This window comes from Phormidesmis sp. 146-33 (assembly GCF_052939515.1).
Genome location: NZ_JBJPHU010000035.1, coordinates 1 through 18,366 on the forward strand (window position 1 = coordinate 1; position 18,366 = coordinate 18,366).

Here is an 18,366-nt window from a genome sequence, read left to right on the forward strand (position 1 = left end):
CTGACTATTACCCATAAGTTCGGCTTTCACTAAACGGGAACAGGACAGGAATATGAGCAGAAAGGTTAGCTTTAATTTTTGAATTAAGAGTGCATGACCATCAGCCAGATGACCAAAGAGCAAACTTGGAGCGAGCGGGAATTTGAATCGGTCGATTTGGGTGATAAGCGCCTAAACACAAGACTAAAGAAGCTCGCAGAAGACTTGTCAACCGCACCAGAAGCGCCCATCAATCAAGCGAGCGAAGACTGGGCGGCGACCAAGGCTGCGTATCGGTTCTTTCAGAACGACCACGTTACGAGTGAACAAATTCTAAGCCCCCATCGCACTCGAACGTTAGAGCGGATGAAAGCGGAAGCCGTTGTGCTTGCGGTTCAAGATACCTCGTATTTAAACTTTTCAAGTCATAAACACACCCAAGGATTAGGTCCGATTGGCGACAGTCGCTCTGCTAGTCTTGGCTTAGTGACTCACAACATTCTAGCGGTCACGCCTCAAGGTTTGCCTTTGGGATTACTGAATCAAACCGGATGGGCAAGAAGCGGATACAATCAGCAGAGTGAGCGCGAACGCAAGAACACGTCGATTGAGCATAAGGAGAGCTATCGCTGGATTCAAGGACTTGAGCTGGTTCAAAAAATCAAACCTGAGAACACGAGAGTGATTACACTCTGTGACAGAGAGCGTGATATCTACGAGTTCTTGGTCGCCGCCGAGCGTTGCCATGCAGAATTTGTCATTCGCGCTGCTTGGAATCGCCATCTCAAAGACAGTGAATGCCCTCGCCCATGGGAACACCTGCAAGCCCAACCTGTGGCAGGATGCTACCAAATTACGGTGCCATCGCGGGACGCTAAACCGGAACGCACCGCGACTCTTGCAGTTCGGTTTGGAGCGGTGACTTTAGAACCCACACAGCGCCCGAAACAGTCGTTATTCTACCCGCTACCACCAGTCATGCTGAATGCCGTCTATGTGACGGAAGTCGATGCTCCAAACCTCGAAAACCAGATTGAGTGGATGCTTTTGACCCACATTGCGCTCACTTCATTCGAGCAGGCATTGGAAAAAGTGATCTGGTACTGTTGTCGCTGGCAGATTGAGGTCTTTCATAAAATTCTCCAGCACGGTTGCACGGTCGAGCAGTGTCGCTTGCAATCAGCGGAGCGCTTGAATCGCTACATCACCTTGATGAGCGTAGTGGCATGGCGGCTTTTCTGGATCACCTGGATGCACAGAACTGCTCCCACCGCTTCAGCTCGGACGATCTTGACCGAACTTGAGAGCCGCATCCTGCTACTGCTGACAAATCGCACCAACGATGCTCAACCCTCAAATTTCTGTGTGGCTCAAGCCGTGATTGCCATTGCGAAACTGGGTGGCTTTTTAGCTCGCAAGGGCGATGGCGATCCTGGACCAACGGTCATCTGGAGAGGATGGGCAGTACTTCAAAACACAGCTCGACTTGGCTTTCACCTCTTCCCTCAAAGTTGTGGGTAATAGTCAGGCCTCTACCAGAACTACCCTTTCAGTATGCAGACTTTGCGATCTGGCAGCGTAACTATTTTAGTGAAGAAGTTTTGGCAACCCACTTACCATACTGGCATCAGCATCTTGCCAATCTACCAGTCTTGCTCGATCTGCTACCTGCCGCTCAATCTCTGCAAAATGATTACCCTGCTTCCGAGCGTCAAGTTTTTCTACCTCAGAACTTAACAGCCGCGATCGTGGCCTTCAGCCATACTCATAGGGTCACGCCATTCACTGTCTTCCTCACTGCACTCAATATTCTGTTGTGCAAATGGAGCAATCAGACAGATATTCTGGTGCTGGGTACAATGGCAAATCGCACCATACCAGACATTGAAAAGCTGCTGGGTTGTTTCATTAGCGATCTACCGTTGCGTACTCAATTAGACCATGACCAAACTGGGATTTCTCTGCTAGAACACGTCAAGCAAATGGTAAGTGCAACGCTCACCCACGCAGTTCCACTAGAAGGAATCTGGGAGCCATTCGAGAACAAGATAGAGGTTTTGCGAACAGTTAATCTTGTGCTAGTTCCTGCAACGAACTGGTTAAATCAAACGCTAAAGTGTGACATTTTGCCTATTACCACTAGCCGTGGAGTTTGGAATGAACAATGTTGCCCTTTAGAGCTTTATGTTTCTTATCCTGAAGAAAAGACTCAGGCGATCGAACTTTTTGCCTCATATAGTTCAACAACCTTTACTAATGAGTCAATTGATTACTCTCTGAGTAGTTATCAAGCAATTCTCCAAAAGCTAACTGAGTCTCCAGAAACGCAACTTTCTAAATTTCAGTTGTTCCTCTAAGGCGTGTTCATTCCATTTGGGAACACTCTACTCAAACGCTGTGATTCGATCGCAAGTTTGAGTAAATTCAAGGATTGAATGAAATGATGAACAGTATGGTCGCACTATGGGAACGCTTCTTTCTAAGGCAATCAAACAGAGCCGAACAAGCCGCAGAGGAACAACAATTAACGCCAGAAAGCTTGAGCGATCGCCTTGAGATTTACAAGCAATTTAATCTAGAAATTAAAGAAGAGCGAGGGGGTTACGGTGATTCTCGATTTTATCGACCTGCACCCCGCACTCGCTATATCCAACGGTACTTCTAGAGCCGCTTACTGAAGCCCGCTCCATTCACGCAGAAAGGGTAACAGAAACGTAATCGGTGCGCGTTCTTCCACAGTTACACGCACCGCAGCGGTCGTACCCGAAGTCAGCTTGTTCGCGGGCCCCTTCGAGGACGACCACTTGTAACCACTGATCGTGTTCGTCTCTGGTTGCAGTTCCACTACCACTTCGACTTTGGCAGACTTACCCGTTAGAGTATCTGCCAATTCGGGATTGCTAACTTTGACGGCGGCTCGACTTGATGTTACTGGGTAGGGCGACACTAATTTTACCGCCCCCACAATGCCCCCAAACTGCTCTCGCTTTACTGTGTCTGGGGTGAGTTGCACCTTCATGCCCGGTTTGATCTGCTTGCCGTCTTTGACCTCAAAGTAAACCACTCCGGTTAAAACAGCCGATTCTGAACCCCCAGTTTGCAGCGTTCCGAGTCGCGTTCCTGAACTGACGACCTGCCCTAACACGCCACTCATGTCAAGAATCGCGCCATCCTGCGGACTCCGAATCAAACTACGATCGCTGATTTGCTGTTTCAGTTGCGCGATCGCGCGATCGACCTCCGCAATCTCATTAGTGCGCGTATTCGAGGCTTATAAATTCTCTTGATTCAGTCGCTTGCTGCGCGTTTCTAGTTCTTCGAGTTGCGCCCCAATTTCGGCGATCGTACTCTGACTTTGAGCATAGCGTTGCTCGGTTTCGGTCGCGTTCACTGCTAACTGACGCAGTTGTGCCTGCAAGTCTTGAATGTTCTGCATTTCCTGACGATACTCCCGTTCAGCAAGAATCAGAACATCTTGCTCGATTGCGCCTTGCTTCGCCAACTGTTCGCGTCGCTCCCAACGATCTTTTAGCGCAGGCAGCATCGCTTGAGCATTTTGTATCCGTTGCTCCAGACTTTGCCGCTGTTGTGCAATCGTGGTCAATCCTTGTTGCCGATGGAAATCGCTTGATAAAACCGGGTGGCAAAACCGCGGTCGCGCTTCAATTTTTCCCACAACAAGTCTTGCGGTAATGCCAGCAACAGGGAGTGTTCTGCACAGCGAATCGAAGCCGAAGCGACTCCGGTTTCCACAAACGACATTTCTCCCACGATTTCGCCACTCGCACGCCGCGCAATCTCTTTTTCGACTGGCTGACCGTCGATCTCAACCGTAAAGGTAATCGCTAAGTTACCTTTGAGGACAATGTAAATTGCCTCGACGGGTTGCCCTTGCTGGATGATCACGGTTCCGGCAGTGATTTGTTCGCGTCGTCCGTGTGTGGTCATCCAGTCGATGTCGTTGTCATTGAGGATCGCAAACACAAACAACACTTTTCGTAGTGCCTGTCCGGGCACAATCTGACTTTGTGCCAGCAGTTTAGACAGGCTGCGGAGACGAACTGACAGCGTAATAGCAATCTCTTGATAAAACCGGGCGGCAAAATCTGTATCCAGAGTAAGTTTCGTTTGGAGCGATCGCTTGGGAATTGCCAAGACTTGACTTGGTTCGGCGGCGCTGACGGTGGCAGAGGGTGGGCGATCATCAAGTAGTGACATCTCACCCAGCAGTTCGCCGACCCCGCAGCGGACAATTTCTTGATCGGTTTGGAATTGGCTCTGAGAAATGGAGACGATAAACGTGCCGCTCAACACAAGGAAAACAAAATCTGATGTGATGCCCTCGTGAATCAGAACGGTGTGAGTCGGGCAGTCCTGTGGGTGTGCGATCTGCTCAAGCCAGTCGCAGTCTTGAGATTGTAATACTTTGAAGTTTGGCAATCGCGTCGAAATTTGAGGCATAGACTGACAAGTTGCAGGTCGATCGCAGATGGCAACGAGCGATGTCGGTAGAAGTAAGGCTCCCCCTACACAGTCTCACAGGCATCTGCCTCCGTAGAATGCCCAGAAGGATGCCGCGTCTATCGGTTAAAGAGCAACTTCCAGGTGCCCTAAGCAAGCGAGACAGTCGATCTGCTCGATCCGCTCAATCAACGTCACACTTCGGAGAGCGAGTAGTAGCTGTCTATTTTCCCAGAGGTGAAATTTTTCCAGAAGTGTGATAAGTTTCAGAGCAATTGTTCAGCGTCTGCGCTTGTTCAACCCATGATGGCAGAGGAGTACAGTATTATCCTATCGAAGCTAGGCGAAGAGATCGATCGCCTATCCAAGCGCGTGGAGGAGCTAGAGCAGCGCAATCAAGAACTGGAAGCAGAGAATAAACAACTGAAAGAACTGTTACATCAGCAAGGCGCATCAAAGGATGCAAAAGCACCTCAGTTCAAAGAGAACGATAGTGTTGAGAAACATAAAGGCAAAGGGAAACGAGGGCAACAGTCAACGGGGCGACGTGCCCAAGATGAAAAGCTCGGCTGCGTCAGCCATCACGTGGATATCTATCCAGAGGGTATTCCCGCATCCGCGTGTATTGAACAAGCGTCAGCAATGTGCGTGGCGGCTGATATCGGGACGAGCGGAGTAAGTGCTGAACTCCGGCACTATTAAAGCCTTACACAGCGAGGGTTTGAGATACCCTAATACGAGAGAAGCATTTTTACCTAACCAATAATGAGAACACTTCAACGAAAACAGCCAGAGCGACGATTAATCTAGCTATCAGTCGGACAACCTTTGAAACATTGTTTTGAGGGGAAGCAGGACAACTTCTTCTAGAAGAGCTACTAGGGTTTCACCTCATTGTCTTTGACCCTAAAAGCGAGGAGATCATTCAATGGCTATACTCTAGTCGGCTAAGATCTGGATCTTGAAAGATTGAAACTTCCAACTCATCAAGCTTTTAAGCTGGTCGTGTTTGTCAATCGGAGCCGCCTCTATCACCGTTGAAATTGCCTGGTTGAACCGACAGCAGTCAGCATAATACTTGGAGTACAAACATTCCCGTCGCACAAACCGCCAGAGGCGTTCGATCAAGTTCAAATGCGGCGAGTAAGACAGCAAGTAGACTAACGTGATGCCCAAGCGTTCCGCACAGTCAAACACCGCAACGCACTGTTGATAACGAGCATTATCCCAAACTCAAGTCATCGGGATGCCCAAGGCTCACTGAGAAAGCTTCTGTAACATAATCTAACTGCTTGAGTCCCTCAATGCCCCCGGCTTGAGACTGTCTGAGATAAACCGTCAGCGTGGTTTTGCTAATATTGCACAGTCGTCGGATTTCTTGGTGGGCTAATCCTTGGCTTTTCAAGTACAACACCTCCAGTTTCTGTTGCACTCTTGGGTGAGGATAGTGATACCGTTCATAGTTCAGTTCAACCACCTTTTCGGGTGTGAATTCAATCCGAATCATGCTGACACCCTCTTTTCTCCTGCTCTAGGACAAGTCTCTTCTTATCCTTGCTGCGGGAAACCAACAAAAGTTCATTCCTCCGTGGCGAGGATAGACCGACCTCGCGAAAAGTCAGAGGGCAGAGTTGAGAGACCAGAAATACTAGCAGTGTCGCTTTCTATCAGTTGGATAAAGTCGAGCTAAGACACGATCGCTCAAAATCCGTAGGCCGCTCCTTCACCTCTGGGATCGGCAGCCCCTTCGAGAGAGCCGTCTGGCAAAACGACGATCGCATTCGCATTTCCCCAGCCCGATCGCTCCTCAACTTGATGACCTCGACGGCGTAGTTCTTCTAAGGTCAGGGTGTCCAGTCCCCAAGATTCGACGAGGAGGCGATCGGGAAGCCATTGGTGATGAATTCGCGGAGCCGCAATCGATCGCCGTGCATCCATGTCGTAGACCAAGACGTTTAATACAATTTGCAATACGGTCGTGATGATTGTGCTACCGCCGGGCGAGCCTGCTGCGAGGCGCAAGCGACCATTTTCGGTGACGATCGTCGGAGTCATGCTGGAGAGTGGTGTTTTTTGGGGGGCGATCGCGTTGGCATCCCCTCCCACTAATCCAAAGGCATTGGGGGTGTTGGGAGCGATCGCAAAGTCGTCCATTTCGTTGTTTAAAACAATTCCTGTGCCTTTGGCAACCATGCCTGCTCCAAATCCCAAATTGACGGTGAAGGTCAAACTGACGGCGTTGCGATCGTGGTCTACCACAGTTAAGTGACTGGTTTCAGTCGATTCCTTAGTTAATTGTTGAAGCACTGCGGGATCAATCGCTTTCACTTGGCTGGAAGGCGTGGCGTTTTTGGGATTGATTTCCTGGCGGCGTTTTTGAGCATAGCGGGGACTGATAAGAGACTGAACAGGCACCTTGACAAAATCAGGATCACCGAGATAAACGGCGCGATCGGCGTAGGCAATTCGCATCGACTCGACTAGCAAATGCAGGACATCGGGATTGTGCCAGCCTAAAGTCTTTAAATCGGTGTCGCTAATCAGGTTGAGAATTTGCAGTAAATGTACGCCTCCAGAAGAAGGCGGCGGCATCGAGCAAACTCTTGCCTTTCGGAAGTTTCCGCAGACTGGAGTGCGCCAGATTGAGCGGTATTGTTTGAGATCCGCTAGTGTGATCAATCCCTTATTTTTAGCCATGTCATCAGCGATCGCTTTAGCAATTCCCCCTGTGTAAAAATCGTTGGGATTTTGGGTAATCGATCGTAAGGTTGCTGCTAACTCTGATTGAATTAATATGTCCCCAATCCGATACGGCTTTCCATTTTTTAAGAATATTTTTCGTGAATCAGGATTTTCTAGCAGCGTTTTTTGTCGCATTTCCGTTGCTTTGATAAAATTCCAACTAACCGGAAATCCTTTGTCTGCCAGTCTGATCGCTGGAGCAATCACTGTTTTCCAGGGAAGCTTTCCATATTTGCGATGTGCTTCGTAGAGTCCTGCGATCGTTCCAGGTGTCGCGACTGCAAGATAACCGTTGATGCTGGCATTCGGCTTAACGTTGCCTTGAGCATCCAAATACAAGTTGCGAGTTGCTTTCAGTGGTGCCCGCTCTCGAAAGTCTAGTGCTTTCGTTTCATTACTTTTTGCTTGATACATTAAGAGAAAACCGCCGCCACCGATCCCTGCCGAAAAGGGTTCTACGACTGAAATTGCAAACGTAGTTGCCACCGCCGCATCGATCGCGTTTCCACCCTGTTGCAGCATCACCAATCCGACTTGACTAGCTAACGGATGAGCCGAGGTCACCATGCCTTGAGACGTTCGGGTGAGGGGAGGATTTGCCCTGGACGGAAGGGGGACTAAACAGAGAGTCAGGGTGAGAAAGAGGTGTGGCAAGCGATCGGTGCAGTTCATAGCATCCCCAATTTCAGGAAGTGTGTCAGAGTCCTTTGCAGAATAGCGCTAAAAGGGCAACACTGAGCCAGGTCAAAAAACACGATCGCGTTAGATTCAAGGCTGTTCGGATGCGCTCAGGCGTAATTGGTTGAATCGGATCTCCCAAAAAAGGCTTATGCTTTTCGACTCCGCGATACCAATTGGTGCCCCCAACCTGAACGCCCAAAACGGCCGCATAAGCGCATTCACTCCATCCAGAATTGGGACTGGGATCTTTTGCGGCATCTCGTTGACAAATTTGCCAAATCTGATGTGGCTTTTGAGACAGAATCGCTAACGTTAAGACAACCGATCGACAGGGCAACCAGGTGAGAATATCATCCACTTTGGCGCTACACCAGCCGATATGGGTAAAAGGAGCTTCTCGATAGCCCACCATCGAATCCAACGTACTGGCCGCCTTGTACGCCAACGCTAAAGGGACACTACCAATCACCGGAAAGAACACCCCCAGCAGTGCAAAAAACAATGGAGCCATGACCCCATCAGTTGCATTTTCGGTAACGGTTTCGAGAATGGCGCGTAAAATGTCTGACTCCGATAAAGTTTGGGTGTCGCGTCCCACATAGCGACTTAAATGAGAACGGGATTGATCAAGATTTCCATTCGCCAAAGGTTGCAGAACATCTTCTGCGGCCGATCGCAGACTTCGCCCCGCAAAACAGCTTGCCAACAAAACACTTCCTATCATGATCCCCAAAACTGGGTGTAACGCTTGAGCGATCGCAACGATGACCCAGCCAACAGCACCGCTGCCCACGATTAGAACAATCGCTAACACAATCCCCGCCAATCGGAGCGCCATCGCTGACTTCAACGCTCGAAACGCAAATTTGGTAAAGCGATCGATAACCCAGCCCATCACCTGCACAGGATGTAGCCACCCCCACGGATCACCGATCGCATAATCCAACAGAGCGGCCGTCAAAAGAATTAGCGCAGTATTTACAGTCAACACTCAGATTTAAACTCACAGCAAATCAGGATCAATGTTCAATTCTCGCAGTTTGTCGGACAGGCGTTGCGATCGTTGTCGTTCTTGTTCTAGCTGCTGTTCAACTTGATCGAGTTTTTCTTCAGGTTCCAAAAAGCGGTTGCCGCGATCGTCGTACCAGTAAAGCCATTCTCGCTCAATGCCCTGGTGAGTGCCGCGCGATCGTCCCAACCCCAGTCCGATTTCTGGCAGCCAGATTGGATTTCCGGTTAGCAGAACGTATTCACCATTTACGAGACGATAGAGTTCTAAAGGTGGCTTGCGGCGGCGACGAGACGAATAGACGGCGTAGTACAAAACGCCCATTTCAGCGTAGAGATTCTTTTTGCGGCTGTATTCGCCTCGATATTTCTGCGAAACGACCTCCAACACAAAAGTTGGCGGAATGTTGTTTTCCTCCCAAAGGACATAGCTGAGTCGCAGTTCTTCGTCAAAAATGCGCTCCACACCCAGGCTGAGAAATCCATCTGGGACAATGGCGGGTAGGTCGGGATCGTAATAAATTCCCATATCCACGCCAAAAAACCAGTCCATGCGATCGCCCCATAGATGCGCCAAAATCAGCTTGAGCAAACTGGGGATCAAATCTTGAAGTTCGTTATCCACGGGAGTCTCGTCCGAGTCAGGGAGTTCTTCGGAAGACGGCAGACAGAGCAGCGGATCGTATTTGAACATAGGGATTGCCTCGCAGTTGCCAAATGGGCGATCGATTGAATGCGAACTGCCTGTATCTTATCGAAATGCGTTGACTTTATTCTACCAAAAATAGTTCATTTGTTCTAAGTCGATCTCGCTTACTCTATAGATAAGAACCTGCTATATCCCGATGACTTATCAACCGCTCCATCACAAATATCGTCCCCAAACTTTCGCGCAACTCGTGGGTCAAGAAGCGATCGCCACCACCCTCACCAACGCGCTCACTCAACAGCGGATTGCACCAGCCTATCTCTTCACGGGCGCACGGGGCACAGGGAAGACTTCCAGCGCTCGAATTTTTGCCAAATCGCTCAACTGCATTTCTGGAAAGGTGCCGACGGCCCATCCTTGTGGGGTTTGTGAGACTTGTGTGGCGATCGGCAATGGTTCCGCCTTGGATGTGATTGAAATCGATGCCGCCAGCAATACAGGCGTAGACAACATTCGTGAACTCATTGAACGCGCTCAGTTTGCTCCCGTACAGTGTCGATACAAAGTGTATGTCATTGATGAGTGCCATATGTTAAGCCCTGCGGCGTTCAATGCCTTGTTGAAGACGTTGGAAGAGCCGCCCGATCGCGTCGTTTTTGTTCTGGCGACGACTGATCCGCAGCGCGTTTTGCCGACGATTATTTCTCGCTGTCAGCGGTTTGATTTTAGAAGAATTCCGCTCAATCCGTTGGTGCAGCATCTGAACATGATTGCCGAAAAGGAAGGAATTGAGATCGCGCCAGATGCCCTACAGCTAATTGGACAAATTTCTCAAGGCGGACTGAGGGATGCCGAAAGTTTGCTCGATCAGTTGAGTTTATTGGATGGAGAAGTGACGGTCGATCGCGTGTGGGATCTGGTCGGTGCCGTTCCGGAGCGAGATTTGATGGGACTGGTGGAAGCGATCGCCGCTCACAATCCTGAAGCCGTTTTGGATCACACTCGCCGTCTAATGGATCGAGGTCGCGAACCGATCATCGTGCTGCAAAATCTGGCCAGTTTCTATCGAGACTTATTAATCGCCAAAACTTCGCCCAGTCGTCACGATCTAGTCGCCATCACGCCGCCCACCTGGAAGAGATTGTGCGAATTTGCTAAAACGCTTGATTTGCAGACGATTTTGGCAGGTCAGCAACATTTACGCAGCAGTGAAACTCAACTCAAGCAGACCACTCAGCCGCGTTTGTGGTTAGAAGTGACATTGATGGGCTTGTTGCCTAGAAACACGTCTTCTCAGCCAGCTCTGTATCCAACTTCGAGTCAGCCTGTTGTATCTGTTTCAGAACGTCGATCGCCGCCCCCGATCGTTCCCCCAAAGCCTTCGGAGCCAGAACCTACGCTGTCAGAAGTTCCCCCGATTCCTGAATCGGTTCTAGAAGAAGCCAGCCAACCCGACGATCCCCAAAGTGAGCTTGCAAAAACCTGGCAACAAATTCTGGAAAACATTGATCTGCCCTCAACTCAGGGGATTGTCAGTGCTAACTGTCATTTGGTGGCGATCGACGGCAATGAGATCGTCGTGGGAGTTCGGGGAGAACACATGCTCAAAATGACCCAGCGAATGCTTCCTCAAATTGGCAAAGCTGCCACAAGAGCGCTTCAGACCAAGATTAAAGTCAGCATTCAGGTGTTGGATGCCGTTGCACCGTTACCGCTTCCTGAATCGCCCACTCAATCCCCTGCTGAACTACCGCCCCCTTCCAGCGATGTTGCAAATTCAGAAACCGCTTCTGCCCCTGAGCCACCAGACGTATTAGAGGAGTCAGTGGATGAGATTGCAGAAGTTTCCCCGCAGCGTAGAGAGTGGAAGGAAGATGATGAGGTCACCAAAGCCGCCAAGAGTCTAGCCTATGCCTTTAATGGTGCGCTGGTTAATTTAGATGACGATGAGTTGGCCGATGAAATACCAGATTCAGATCAGGTTGTTGAGGTGATTGAGCCAGACCCGATCGAGCCAGACGAGCCAGAAGAAGAATCAGACGATGAAGACGTAGATTTCTAGCTACTCGTCGCTTCCTTTGTGAACGGTCTTGACCCACTTCAAGCGCTTGGGACGAATGGACATGCGGGCAGTTGTGCTGGCGACGATCGGCAACCAGTGCATCATATACAACGCACCGCGCAACGATTGCAGCAACACGACCATGAATGAGAAGTCAATGCCTTTCAGCGTCAGGCGGCGTTGTTCATCTGATCCGCGCAGTCGTTGAATGCGTCGTAGCCCGCCCAAGGTGCCCGACAAAAATAAGAGAAGTGTCAGCGCAGACACCGGACTCAACAGTAAGGGACGATTGCGAACGATCGCCATCAAAAAGTCCGGAATCGCCGCCGTCGGCATCACGTATTGAATAATCCAGAACATCAGCAGGTCAATGCTTTTGCGCGTTCCCATGCGATTGCGGACAATCAGCCGCCAATAATCGAGATAGCGTTGATAGCCACCTTCTGCCCAGCGATTTCGTTGATGCCAGAGCGCGATCGCATTTGTAACGCCTTCCTCATACACAGCGGGAACGGTGATCACGTCAATATCCCAGTCGTTGAGATGCAGCCGAATCGTCAGATCCAGATCGTCCGTGATTGTTTCCTCATTCCAGCCGCCACACTGTTCGATCGCGGTACGCCTCACCAGTTGGCCATTCCCGCGCAGTTCGCCAATGCCACCGATCGCAATTCTTTGCTGATGAATAAAGGCATCCAGGGCCATCTCAGCCATTTGTCCCCGAATCCAAAAATTGTTGGTGTCTGGAGATTGAGAATTGGGTTCTGCTTGCACGATCGCCTTTCTCACCTGAACGGCTCCGACTTGTTCGCGATCGAAGACGGGCACGACTCGCCGCAAAAAGTCCGGTTCCACCTGAGCATCGGCATCAAAAACGACGACAATCTCACCCTGCGTCAACGGAAACACCTGATTGAGGGCACCCGATTTTCCGCCTCCCGCATTGAGCGGCCGATGGAATACTTGCAGTTGTGGATACTCTTTAGCCAACTGATCCAACAAAATCGGCGTTCGATCGGTGCTGTTGTCGTCGATGACCCAAACCTCGTAGCGATCGCCCGGATAATCCAACTGACACAGCATCTTTACCAGCTTACCGACGACCGCTTCCTCATTTTTAGCCGCCACCATCAGCGACACAAACGGGTAGGAGTCTCGCGTCTCGTCTGAAATCGGCTCCGGCAAATCTGAAGGACGGGCAAACAAAAATCTGACCGCATGGAAGCCCATCAGCGTGGTCAAGCCCAAAACCAGCCAATAGCCCCAGGTGACGAGATGGAGGGCGATCGTACCACTCCAAATCACCACCAAAACGGCTGCCGCTTTTCGCCTGCGTCCCCGATAGCCCTGAAACGGTTCAGGAATTTCGCTGTCTTCCTCTAAGATGGGCAAATCGTCGGCTGCGATCGGCTCAAACTCGTTGTAGGAATCGTTTTCGTGCCAGGAATTCTCCGACATAGGTTGCTTGGTTTAACACCCAATATTTGTCTAGACCTTTGAAAAAGCTGGGGATCAAGTAACACCAGACCGTACAGCCCTCACAGACTGATAGCTTACCCTGAGATTGTCGGAACTCCTCGACTTCTTCTGACTGCTTGTACATCTCATAGAGACGACCGTCGATCGCAATGCCTTTTTGAGCAAAGTGATAGCAAGGCAACAGCAGTTCATCGTTGGGCGAGATGGCGATCACTGCATCCACAGCTTTACAGCGAGGATTTTGAGTGTCGTTGCCGCCTGCTTCGATAAAGGCCAGTGCCGCTTTATTGTATCCAAGATTACTGTACTTCTTAGCAGCAGTTTCGATCGCCGTCACCATCGCTGGAGTCGGATTTTTCTTGGAATTGTAATTGCTGTGGGCGGTAAAAGCGGGATTGAGCCAAACTCTAGCATTCAGGCGCTGACCCAGTTCGGCGACTTCGGCGATGCGATCGTAGTTTTGCGCGGTGACGGTGTGGTTGAGAACGGGATATTCTCCTAGCGAATGGGCAAGTTGCACCGACTCGACCAGCGTATCGAAGATTTTGACCCCACGCGATTGATCATGAGTCTCTGCGTCGCCGCCGTCGAGGGAGAAGTTGAGAAAGTCCACTAGACCCTGCATCTCTCTGGCCCGCTTGGGGTAGAGAATCGTGTTGGTGGTCATGCTGGTGGTGAACCCCTGCCGTTTTGCTTCAGCAAAGATTTCATTCACGTCTCTTCTCAGCAACGGTTCGCCGCCTGTAAAGTCCACGTATCTAACGCCCAAGCGCCGCAGATCTGCCAGGTTTTTCTGAATGGTCTCGAAGGATGCTTCCTGTTTCGGTTCGAGGGCCCAGATGTCACAAAAGTGGCAACGAGCATTGCATCGGTAGGTCAGATAGTAGTTTGCTACCAGTGGAGCCATAAGTATTTTTGTCAAAGTCTCCTGTCAAACCCACAATAAATCTTAAGAGCAAGCAATACAAGCCTTTGCAAATTGCAATTCGTGAAGGCGATCTCTTCGAGTCATCCAAAAGGAACCGCTCTTCCTGCCCGATTGAATTGATTGAATAGATAAAACTCTTTGATAGGGATAGTTAAATGCTGCGCTTTGAAACCGATCGTCTTCTGATTCGAGACTGGAATCCGGCTGAGGATGCAGAACAAGCGTTTGAGATTTACCGCGATCCAGAAATTTTTCGCTTCTTTAGAACTGCTTTTAGCAATCCACAACCCTCGTCTAGTGTAGAAAGTCAGCGAGAACGACTTCAGAAAGTGGTTGATCTCTATGCTCAACTCAATGACGGAACGGGATATTGGGCAATCGTTCTCAAGACAACAGGAGAAATCGTCGGCAGCGTCATTCTCAAACAGTTACCCGATGGTGAAAATAATCCCACTGGAGACTATGAAGTTGGCTGGCATCTCAAGAAAAGCGCTTGGGGAAAGGGATTTGCCACAGAAGCGGGAAGAGGGGCGATCGAGTACGGATTCACAACGCTGAACCTGCCAGTGATTTACGCTGTCACGCATCCTGAAAACGACGCTTCCAAACGAGTCGCCCAACGGTTGGGAATGATCCCGCAGGGTCACACCGATCGCTACTACGGAGTCGAGACAGCGCTTTTTAAATGGGAACTGCACCAGTAACCGTTCATCCGTTTTTATCCGTTTCTCACTTACCCACAATTTTGGGAGCATCTACCTTCAAATCTAACGAGTCTGCGCTGACGGCCATCACAGGCGGGGAATTGATTAAACGTCCAAAGGGCGAAGACTGCGGAATATCCAAATTTACGCCAACCAGTCCAAAATTCGCCTGGGCCGTGCTGTTGAAGACCAGAAAACGGCCATCTTGTTGGCTAAAACCAGGGAAAGAAAACCGCTGACGTAGAAGGCTAAATCGTCCCGTCGATCGCATCGCACACAACAACTGATCCCCTTGCCGCACGGTCACGCTTCCCGACTCGCCCGACTCCCAGCGAAACTCCGCCATCTCCTTGGGCAAGCCCCAAATTTCTCGCCCCCCTGCCACAGAATCGGGATTATCGACATAGATATGAGATACCCAGGCTCCGATCGTTCCTTGCCAACTGACTAACCCCGCCACCACAATTAATTCGTTGTAAGTCAGGTCACCCTTTGTATACTGCGAGAGATAAACGCCCCCTAACGTCTTGCCCGGAAGCGAAGGAACGATCGCCAACTCTACCGGAATAAAGGGCGAAGCCTTGGCAATCTCAACTAAATGTAAGCTCAAAAAAGCGTAGCCTTTTAATGTCCAAGGTGCTTGCGGATATCCCATCTCATTGGCTCCCATGATTTAAGATTCAAAGGCTACTTTGCCTACCTGATCTTGGACAAATCAGCAATCAAAAAAGCATCTGTCTTAAGGAATAGTTGAGTATGTTGAACTGGGAGTGAGGGATCGCACTTTTTATTCAAATGAGCGATCGTAAAATCTGCAATTCATGACGGCTGACAGTCTATTATCAAAACATCTGTCCTTAATCTGATCAAAAACTGAGATAGCTCCTTCAAAGTGTAGATACTGGGCTGATGCTTACTTTCTACACTGTTGAGTAACTTTTAGTGGAGCGATCACGTCATGTCAGACGAGCAACGAATTGAGGAACAGGTGCTCTCAGAAATCGCTAGACAAGGACTCTTTACTCAAATCGAAACGGCTGAAAATATTGAGGTCGATGTCAAGACAGATCTTCTCAAAGCTGTTCAGGGGAAGGTCGATTCTGTTGCAGTGACGGGTCAAGGAATTGTTATTCAAGAAGAGATCAGAGTTGAGCAGTTAGAAATCGAAACCGATCGCATTTCAATTAATCCCTTGAGTGCAATTTTTGGCAACCTCGAACTAGATAAACCTGTTAACACAACTGCTCGAATTGTTTTGACCGAAGCTGATATTAATCAAGCTATTAATTCGGAGTTTGTGAGCCAAAAGATTCCCTCGATCGACCTAAATGTAGAAGGAAAAACCGTCAGACTTGAACTTTTGCTTCCCTTAGAAATTAAGCTGACCGAAGATACAAAAATGCACATCGGCGGTCAGGCAAAAATTCATCGGATGGAAGGCATTCAGGAAGTCCCTTTCGCGGCAGTCGCCTCACACCGTACCGATTCTCGCCCGATCTTGCTGGAATCTTTTTACTGTGCGCCCGATCGAGGACAATCGATTCCCTTCATGATTGCACTCATGCAAAAAATGCAGGAGATTGTCAACCAACCTTACTTTGAACTCGCACAAAATAAACTTCGCATTGTATCAATGGACGTAAAACCGGGAAGCCTATCCCTCGAAGTCGAAATTCAGGCGAAACAAATTCCTTCACTCTAAGTAGGGTAAGCTTGATTCGATTAGTATTTTTCTTTGATTAGTCTTATAAATTTTCTTTGCTTTTTTGGTGTTTGCTCATCTCGCCTGGGAATCTTAACAAGAACACTTTAGGTAAGACAAATCCCGGCGATGAGCCAAGTTCAAGACGTTGAGATGACCTTCTTCTTTCAGAAGGGACTGTATCTAAATAAGACGAAAGCTTACGAAGCTGCAATCTTAAGTTACGAAGCCGCTCTCAATCTTCAGCCCGACTACTCTGATGCGTGGTACAACCGGGGCAACGCCCTGTATCACCTGAAAGATTACGACAATGCGATCGCTAGCTACGATCAAGCGTTGGAGTATCAACCCGGATTCCCCGAAGCCTGGAACAATCGCGGTAATGCCCTGGATGAGCTAGGACGCTACTGTGAAGCCGTTGAGAGCTACGATCGCGCTATCAAATTTAGACCAAACTACTACTGGGCCTGGTACAACCGTGGTATCACGCTGCGAAACATGGAACGCTACGAAGACGCGATTTCTAGCTACGATCGCGCCATTGAGTTCAAACCTGATTATCACTGGGCCTGGTACAGTCGCGGTCTAGCACTTCGCAAACTTGGCAAACTCGAAAAGGTGATCGCCAGCTACGACAAAGCCTTAGAGTTTAAGCCCGATTTTGAGGAATCCTGGACGAATCGCGGCAATGCGCTCTACCACCTGGGTCAATTTGAAGCTGCGATCGTCAGCTACGATCACGCCCTCAAACTCAAACCCAACCTGCCGACGCTCTGGTACAACAAAGCCTGCTGTTACGCAATTCAGGGCAAGCCAGACCTCGCATTCGAGCATTTGCAGCGAGCGATCGAACTTAATCCCGACGAGTATCGAGAAATTGCTCAAAGCAACGCCGACTTTGATGGACTGCGCCAAGACAAGCGGTTTCGCTCTTTGCTGACCCATCGCTCTCCTCGTGAGGCCTAAACGCTCGCTTTATGTATCCCAGTGAAACCCCGCGACAGAACAGCTATCAGTGGGCCCGCTCGTTATCTCTTCTCAGCAGCTATGGGAAGCATGTTGCCAAACACGAGCAAGTCTTGATGGTCAATCCCGACCACACCAAAGCTTTAGTCTGTCGTGGGTATGCGCTTGAAAAATTGGGACGCTATGAGGAGGCGATCGCTAGCTTTGAACGGGCGATCGCCCTTCGTCCTAAGTTTGCGCTGGCCTGGCAGGGGCGAGGCATTTGTTTGGGCAGGCTGTGCCGCTATGAAGAAGCGTTGACTAATTTTAATCGCGCCCTCAAGTTTGAGCCAGATGACTATCGAGGCTGGCAAAATCACGGCAAAACTTTGATGACCCTCTGCCGCTACGAGGAGGCGATCGTCAGCTTTGATCAGGTCTTGACGCTCAAACCAGATAGTTACAAAGCCTGGTACAACCGAGCGATCGCGCTGGCTTCTCTCGATGATCTTGAGGCAGCGCTGCTTGATTTGGAAATTGCTCTCAAGATCAAACCTCACAGCGATTATGTGTGGAACTACCGGGGCGTGATTTTGAGCAAGCTGAAGCGCTATGAGGAGGCGATCGTCAGCTTTGACAATGCTTTGAAGTTTAACGATCGTAGTTCTGGTGCTTGGTATGGGCGTGCCTGCTGTTATGCCCTTCTGGGAAATGTGGATTTGGTGTTAGAAAGCCTACAGCAAACGTTTTGGTTGTCTCCGCGTCTGGGTCGGGCGATGGTCAGCACGGATGCCAGTTTTTATCCAATTTGGGGAGATGCAAGATTTCGGGAGTTGATGAAGGGCGAGTAGATTGCGGGGGATGGGTGCGTTTTGTGCCTCGACTGGCAGCAGATTTTGGGAAGATTTGATCCGTAACCAAACTGATTTCGATCGTCACGGGTCATGCCCATGCTCCTTAGAAATCGTGTGGCGGATTCTGCGGATTTGGGTAGTAGCTTCATGCTTCATCATTTTGCGCTCCAAT

Annotated in this window: 17 protein-coding genes and 2 pseudogenes; 9 read left to right on the top strand and 10 right to left on the bottom strand. The window is 49.7% G+C overall.

Annotation, left to right across the window (positions count from 1 at the left end; all coding sequences use genetic code 11):
* Positions 1 to 93: 93 nt before the first annotated feature.
* The 3 genes from ACJ2PR_RS15715 (at position 94) to ACJ2PR_RS15725 (ending at position 2,644) form a co-directional block, all read left to right on the top strand.
* Positions 94 to 1,500 (top strand): IS4 family transposase, encoded by a 1,407-nt coding sequence (locus ACJ2PR_RS15715; protein ID WP_446877687.1) that lies wholly within the window; start codon positions 94 to 96, stop codon positions 1,498 to 1,500.
* Positions 1,491 to 2,336: a condensation domain-containing protein gene (locus ACJ2PR_RS15720; protein WP_446877688.1), complete on the top strand. Its 846-nt coding sequence runs from the start codon at positions 1,491 to 1,493 to the stop codon at positions 2,334 to 2,336. Before ACJ2PR_RS15715 ends, ACJ2PR_RS15720 begins: the two co-directional genes overlap by 10 nt.
* 83 nt (positions 2,337 to 2,419) lie before the next feature.
* Complete coding sequence (locus ACJ2PR_RS15725) at positions 2,420 to 2,644, top strand: hypothetical protein (protein ID WP_446877689.1); 225 nt, start codon at positions 2,420 to 2,422, stop codon at positions 2,642 to 2,644.
* A 6-nt stretch (positions 2,645 to 2,650) separates the two neighbouring features.
* Here the strand turns inward: ACJ2PR_RS15725 and ACJ2PR_RS15730 are convergent.
* From ACJ2PR_RS15730 to ACJ2PR_RS15740, 3 genes and pseudogenes are all read right to left on the bottom strand, one after another.
* Positions 2,651 to 3,229 (bottom strand): annotated as a pseudogene (locus ACJ2PR_RS15730) (NHLP bacteriocin system secretion protein); the annotation flags it as partial.
* A gap of 21 nt (positions 3,230 to 3,250) precedes the next feature.
* Entirely contained in the window at positions 3,251 to 3,583 is a 333-nt protein-coding gene (locus tag ACJ2PR_RS15735; protein ID WP_446871830.1) for a hypothetical protein, read from the bottom strand.
* Complete coding sequence (locus tag ACJ2PR_RS15740) at positions 3,580 to 4,440, bottom strand: cyclic nucleotide-binding domain-containing protein (RefSeq protein WP_446877690.1); 861 nt, start codon at positions 4,438 to 4,440, stop codon at positions 3,580 to 3,582. Before ACJ2PR_RS15740 ends, ACJ2PR_RS15735 begins: the two co-directional genes overlap by 4 nt.
* Positions 4,441 to 4,743: 303 nt before the next feature.
* On the opposite strand from ACJ2PR_RS15740, the gene ACJ2PR_RS15745 reads away from it, so the two are divergent.
* Entirely contained in the window at positions 4,744 to 5,142 is a 399-nt protein-coding gene (locus tag ACJ2PR_RS15745; RefSeq protein ID WP_446877691.1) for a hypothetical protein, read from the top strand.
* 237 nt (positions 5,143 to 5,379) lie between these two features.
* On the opposite strand, the pseudogene ACJ2PR_RS15750 reads toward ACJ2PR_RS15745, so the two are convergent.
* From ACJ2PR_RS15750 to ACJ2PR_RS15765, 4 genes and pseudogenes are all read right to left on the bottom strand, one after another.
* Positions 5,380 to 5,947: pseudogene (locus ACJ2PR_RS15750) on the bottom strand (transposase).
* A 194-nt stretch (positions 5,948 to 6,141) separates the two neighbouring features.
* Positions 6,142 to 7,854, bottom strand: coding sequence for a gamma-glutamyltransferase (gene ggt, locus ACJ2PR_RS15755; protein WP_446877692.1), 1,713 nt, complete (start codon positions 7,852 to 7,854; stop codon positions 6,142 to 6,144).
* Positions 7,855 to 7,879: 25 nt separating this feature from the next.
* Complete coding sequence (gene cbiB, locus ACJ2PR_RS15760; protein ID WP_446877693.1) at positions 7,880 to 8,851, bottom strand: adenosylcobinamide-phosphate synthase CbiB; 972 nt, start codon at positions 8,849 to 8,851, stop codon at positions 7,880 to 7,882.
* Between the two features lie 15 nt (positions 8,852 to 8,866).
* Positions 8,867 to 9,565, bottom strand: a complete 699-nt coding sequence (locus tag ACJ2PR_RS15765) for a Uma2 family endonuclease (protein WP_446877694.1) — start codon at positions 9,563 to 9,565, stop codon at positions 8,867 to 8,869.
* A 151-nt stretch (positions 9,566 to 9,716) separates the two neighbouring features.
* On the opposite strand from ACJ2PR_RS15765, the gene ACJ2PR_RS15770 reads away from it, so the two are divergent.
* Entirely contained in the window at positions 9,717 to 11,582 is a 1,866-nt protein-coding gene (locus ACJ2PR_RS15770) for a DNA polymerase III subunit gamma/tau (protein ID WP_446877695.1), read from the top strand.
* Here ACJ2PR_RS15770 and ACJ2PR_RS15775 read toward each other — a convergent pair whose 3' ends face one another.
* Positions 11,583 to 13,040, bottom strand: a complete 1,458-nt coding sequence (locus ACJ2PR_RS15775) for a glycosyltransferase (protein WP_446858655.1) — start codon at positions 13,038 to 13,040, stop codon at positions 11,583 to 11,585.
* Positions 12,994 to 13,968 (bottom strand): radical SAM protein, encoded by a 975-nt coding sequence (locus tag ACJ2PR_RS15780; protein WP_446877696.1) that lies wholly within the window; start codon positions 13,966 to 13,968, stop codon positions 12,994 to 12,996. The genes ACJ2PR_RS15775 and ACJ2PR_RS15780 overlap by 47 nt, the downstream gene beginning before the upstream one ends.
* Before the next feature lie 176 nt (positions 13,969 to 14,144).
* Here ACJ2PR_RS15780 and ACJ2PR_RS15785 point away from each other — a divergent pair, with 176 nt between their 5' ends.
* Positions 14,145 to 14,693 (top strand): GNAT family N-acetyltransferase, encoded by a 549-nt coding sequence (locus tag ACJ2PR_RS15785; RefSeq protein ID WP_446877697.1) that lies wholly within the window; start codon positions 14,145 to 14,147, stop codon positions 14,691 to 14,693.
* A 25-nt stretch (positions 14,694 to 14,718) separates the two neighbouring features.
* On the opposite strand, the gene ACJ2PR_RS15790 is transcribed toward ACJ2PR_RS15785, so the two are convergent.
* On the bottom strand, positions 14,719 to 15,348 hold the full coding sequence (locus ACJ2PR_RS15790; protein WP_446877698.1) for an acetoacetate decarboxylase family protein: 630 nt from the start codon (positions 15,346 to 15,348) through the stop codon (positions 14,719 to 14,721).
* A 303-nt stretch (positions 15,349 to 15,651) separates the two neighbouring features.
* Between ACJ2PR_RS15790 and ACJ2PR_RS15795 the strand changes: the two genes are divergently transcribed.
* The 3 genes from ACJ2PR_RS15795 (at position 15,652) to ACJ2PR_RS15805 (ending at position 18,191) form a co-directional block, all read left to right on the top strand.
* On the top strand, positions 15,652 to 16,395 hold the full coding sequence (locus tag ACJ2PR_RS15795) for an LmeA family phospholipid-binding protein (protein ID WP_446877699.1): 744 nt from the start codon (positions 15,652 to 15,654) through the stop codon (positions 16,393 to 16,395).
* Between the two features lie 129 nt (positions 16,396 to 16,524).
* The gene (locus ACJ2PR_RS15800) at positions 16,525 to 17,361 is read left to right on the top strand and encodes a tetratricopeptide repeat protein (protein WP_446858650.1); all 837 of its coding nucleotides are present in this window, start codon (positions 16,525 to 16,527) and stop codon (positions 17,359 to 17,361) included.
* Between the two features lie 11 nt (positions 17,362 to 17,372).
* Complete coding sequence (locus ACJ2PR_RS15805; RefSeq protein WP_446877700.1) at positions 17,373 to 18,191, top strand: tetratricopeptide repeat protein; 819 nt, start codon at positions 17,373 to 17,375, stop codon at positions 18,189 to 18,191.
* Positions 18,192 to 18,366: the final 175 nt, after the last annotated feature.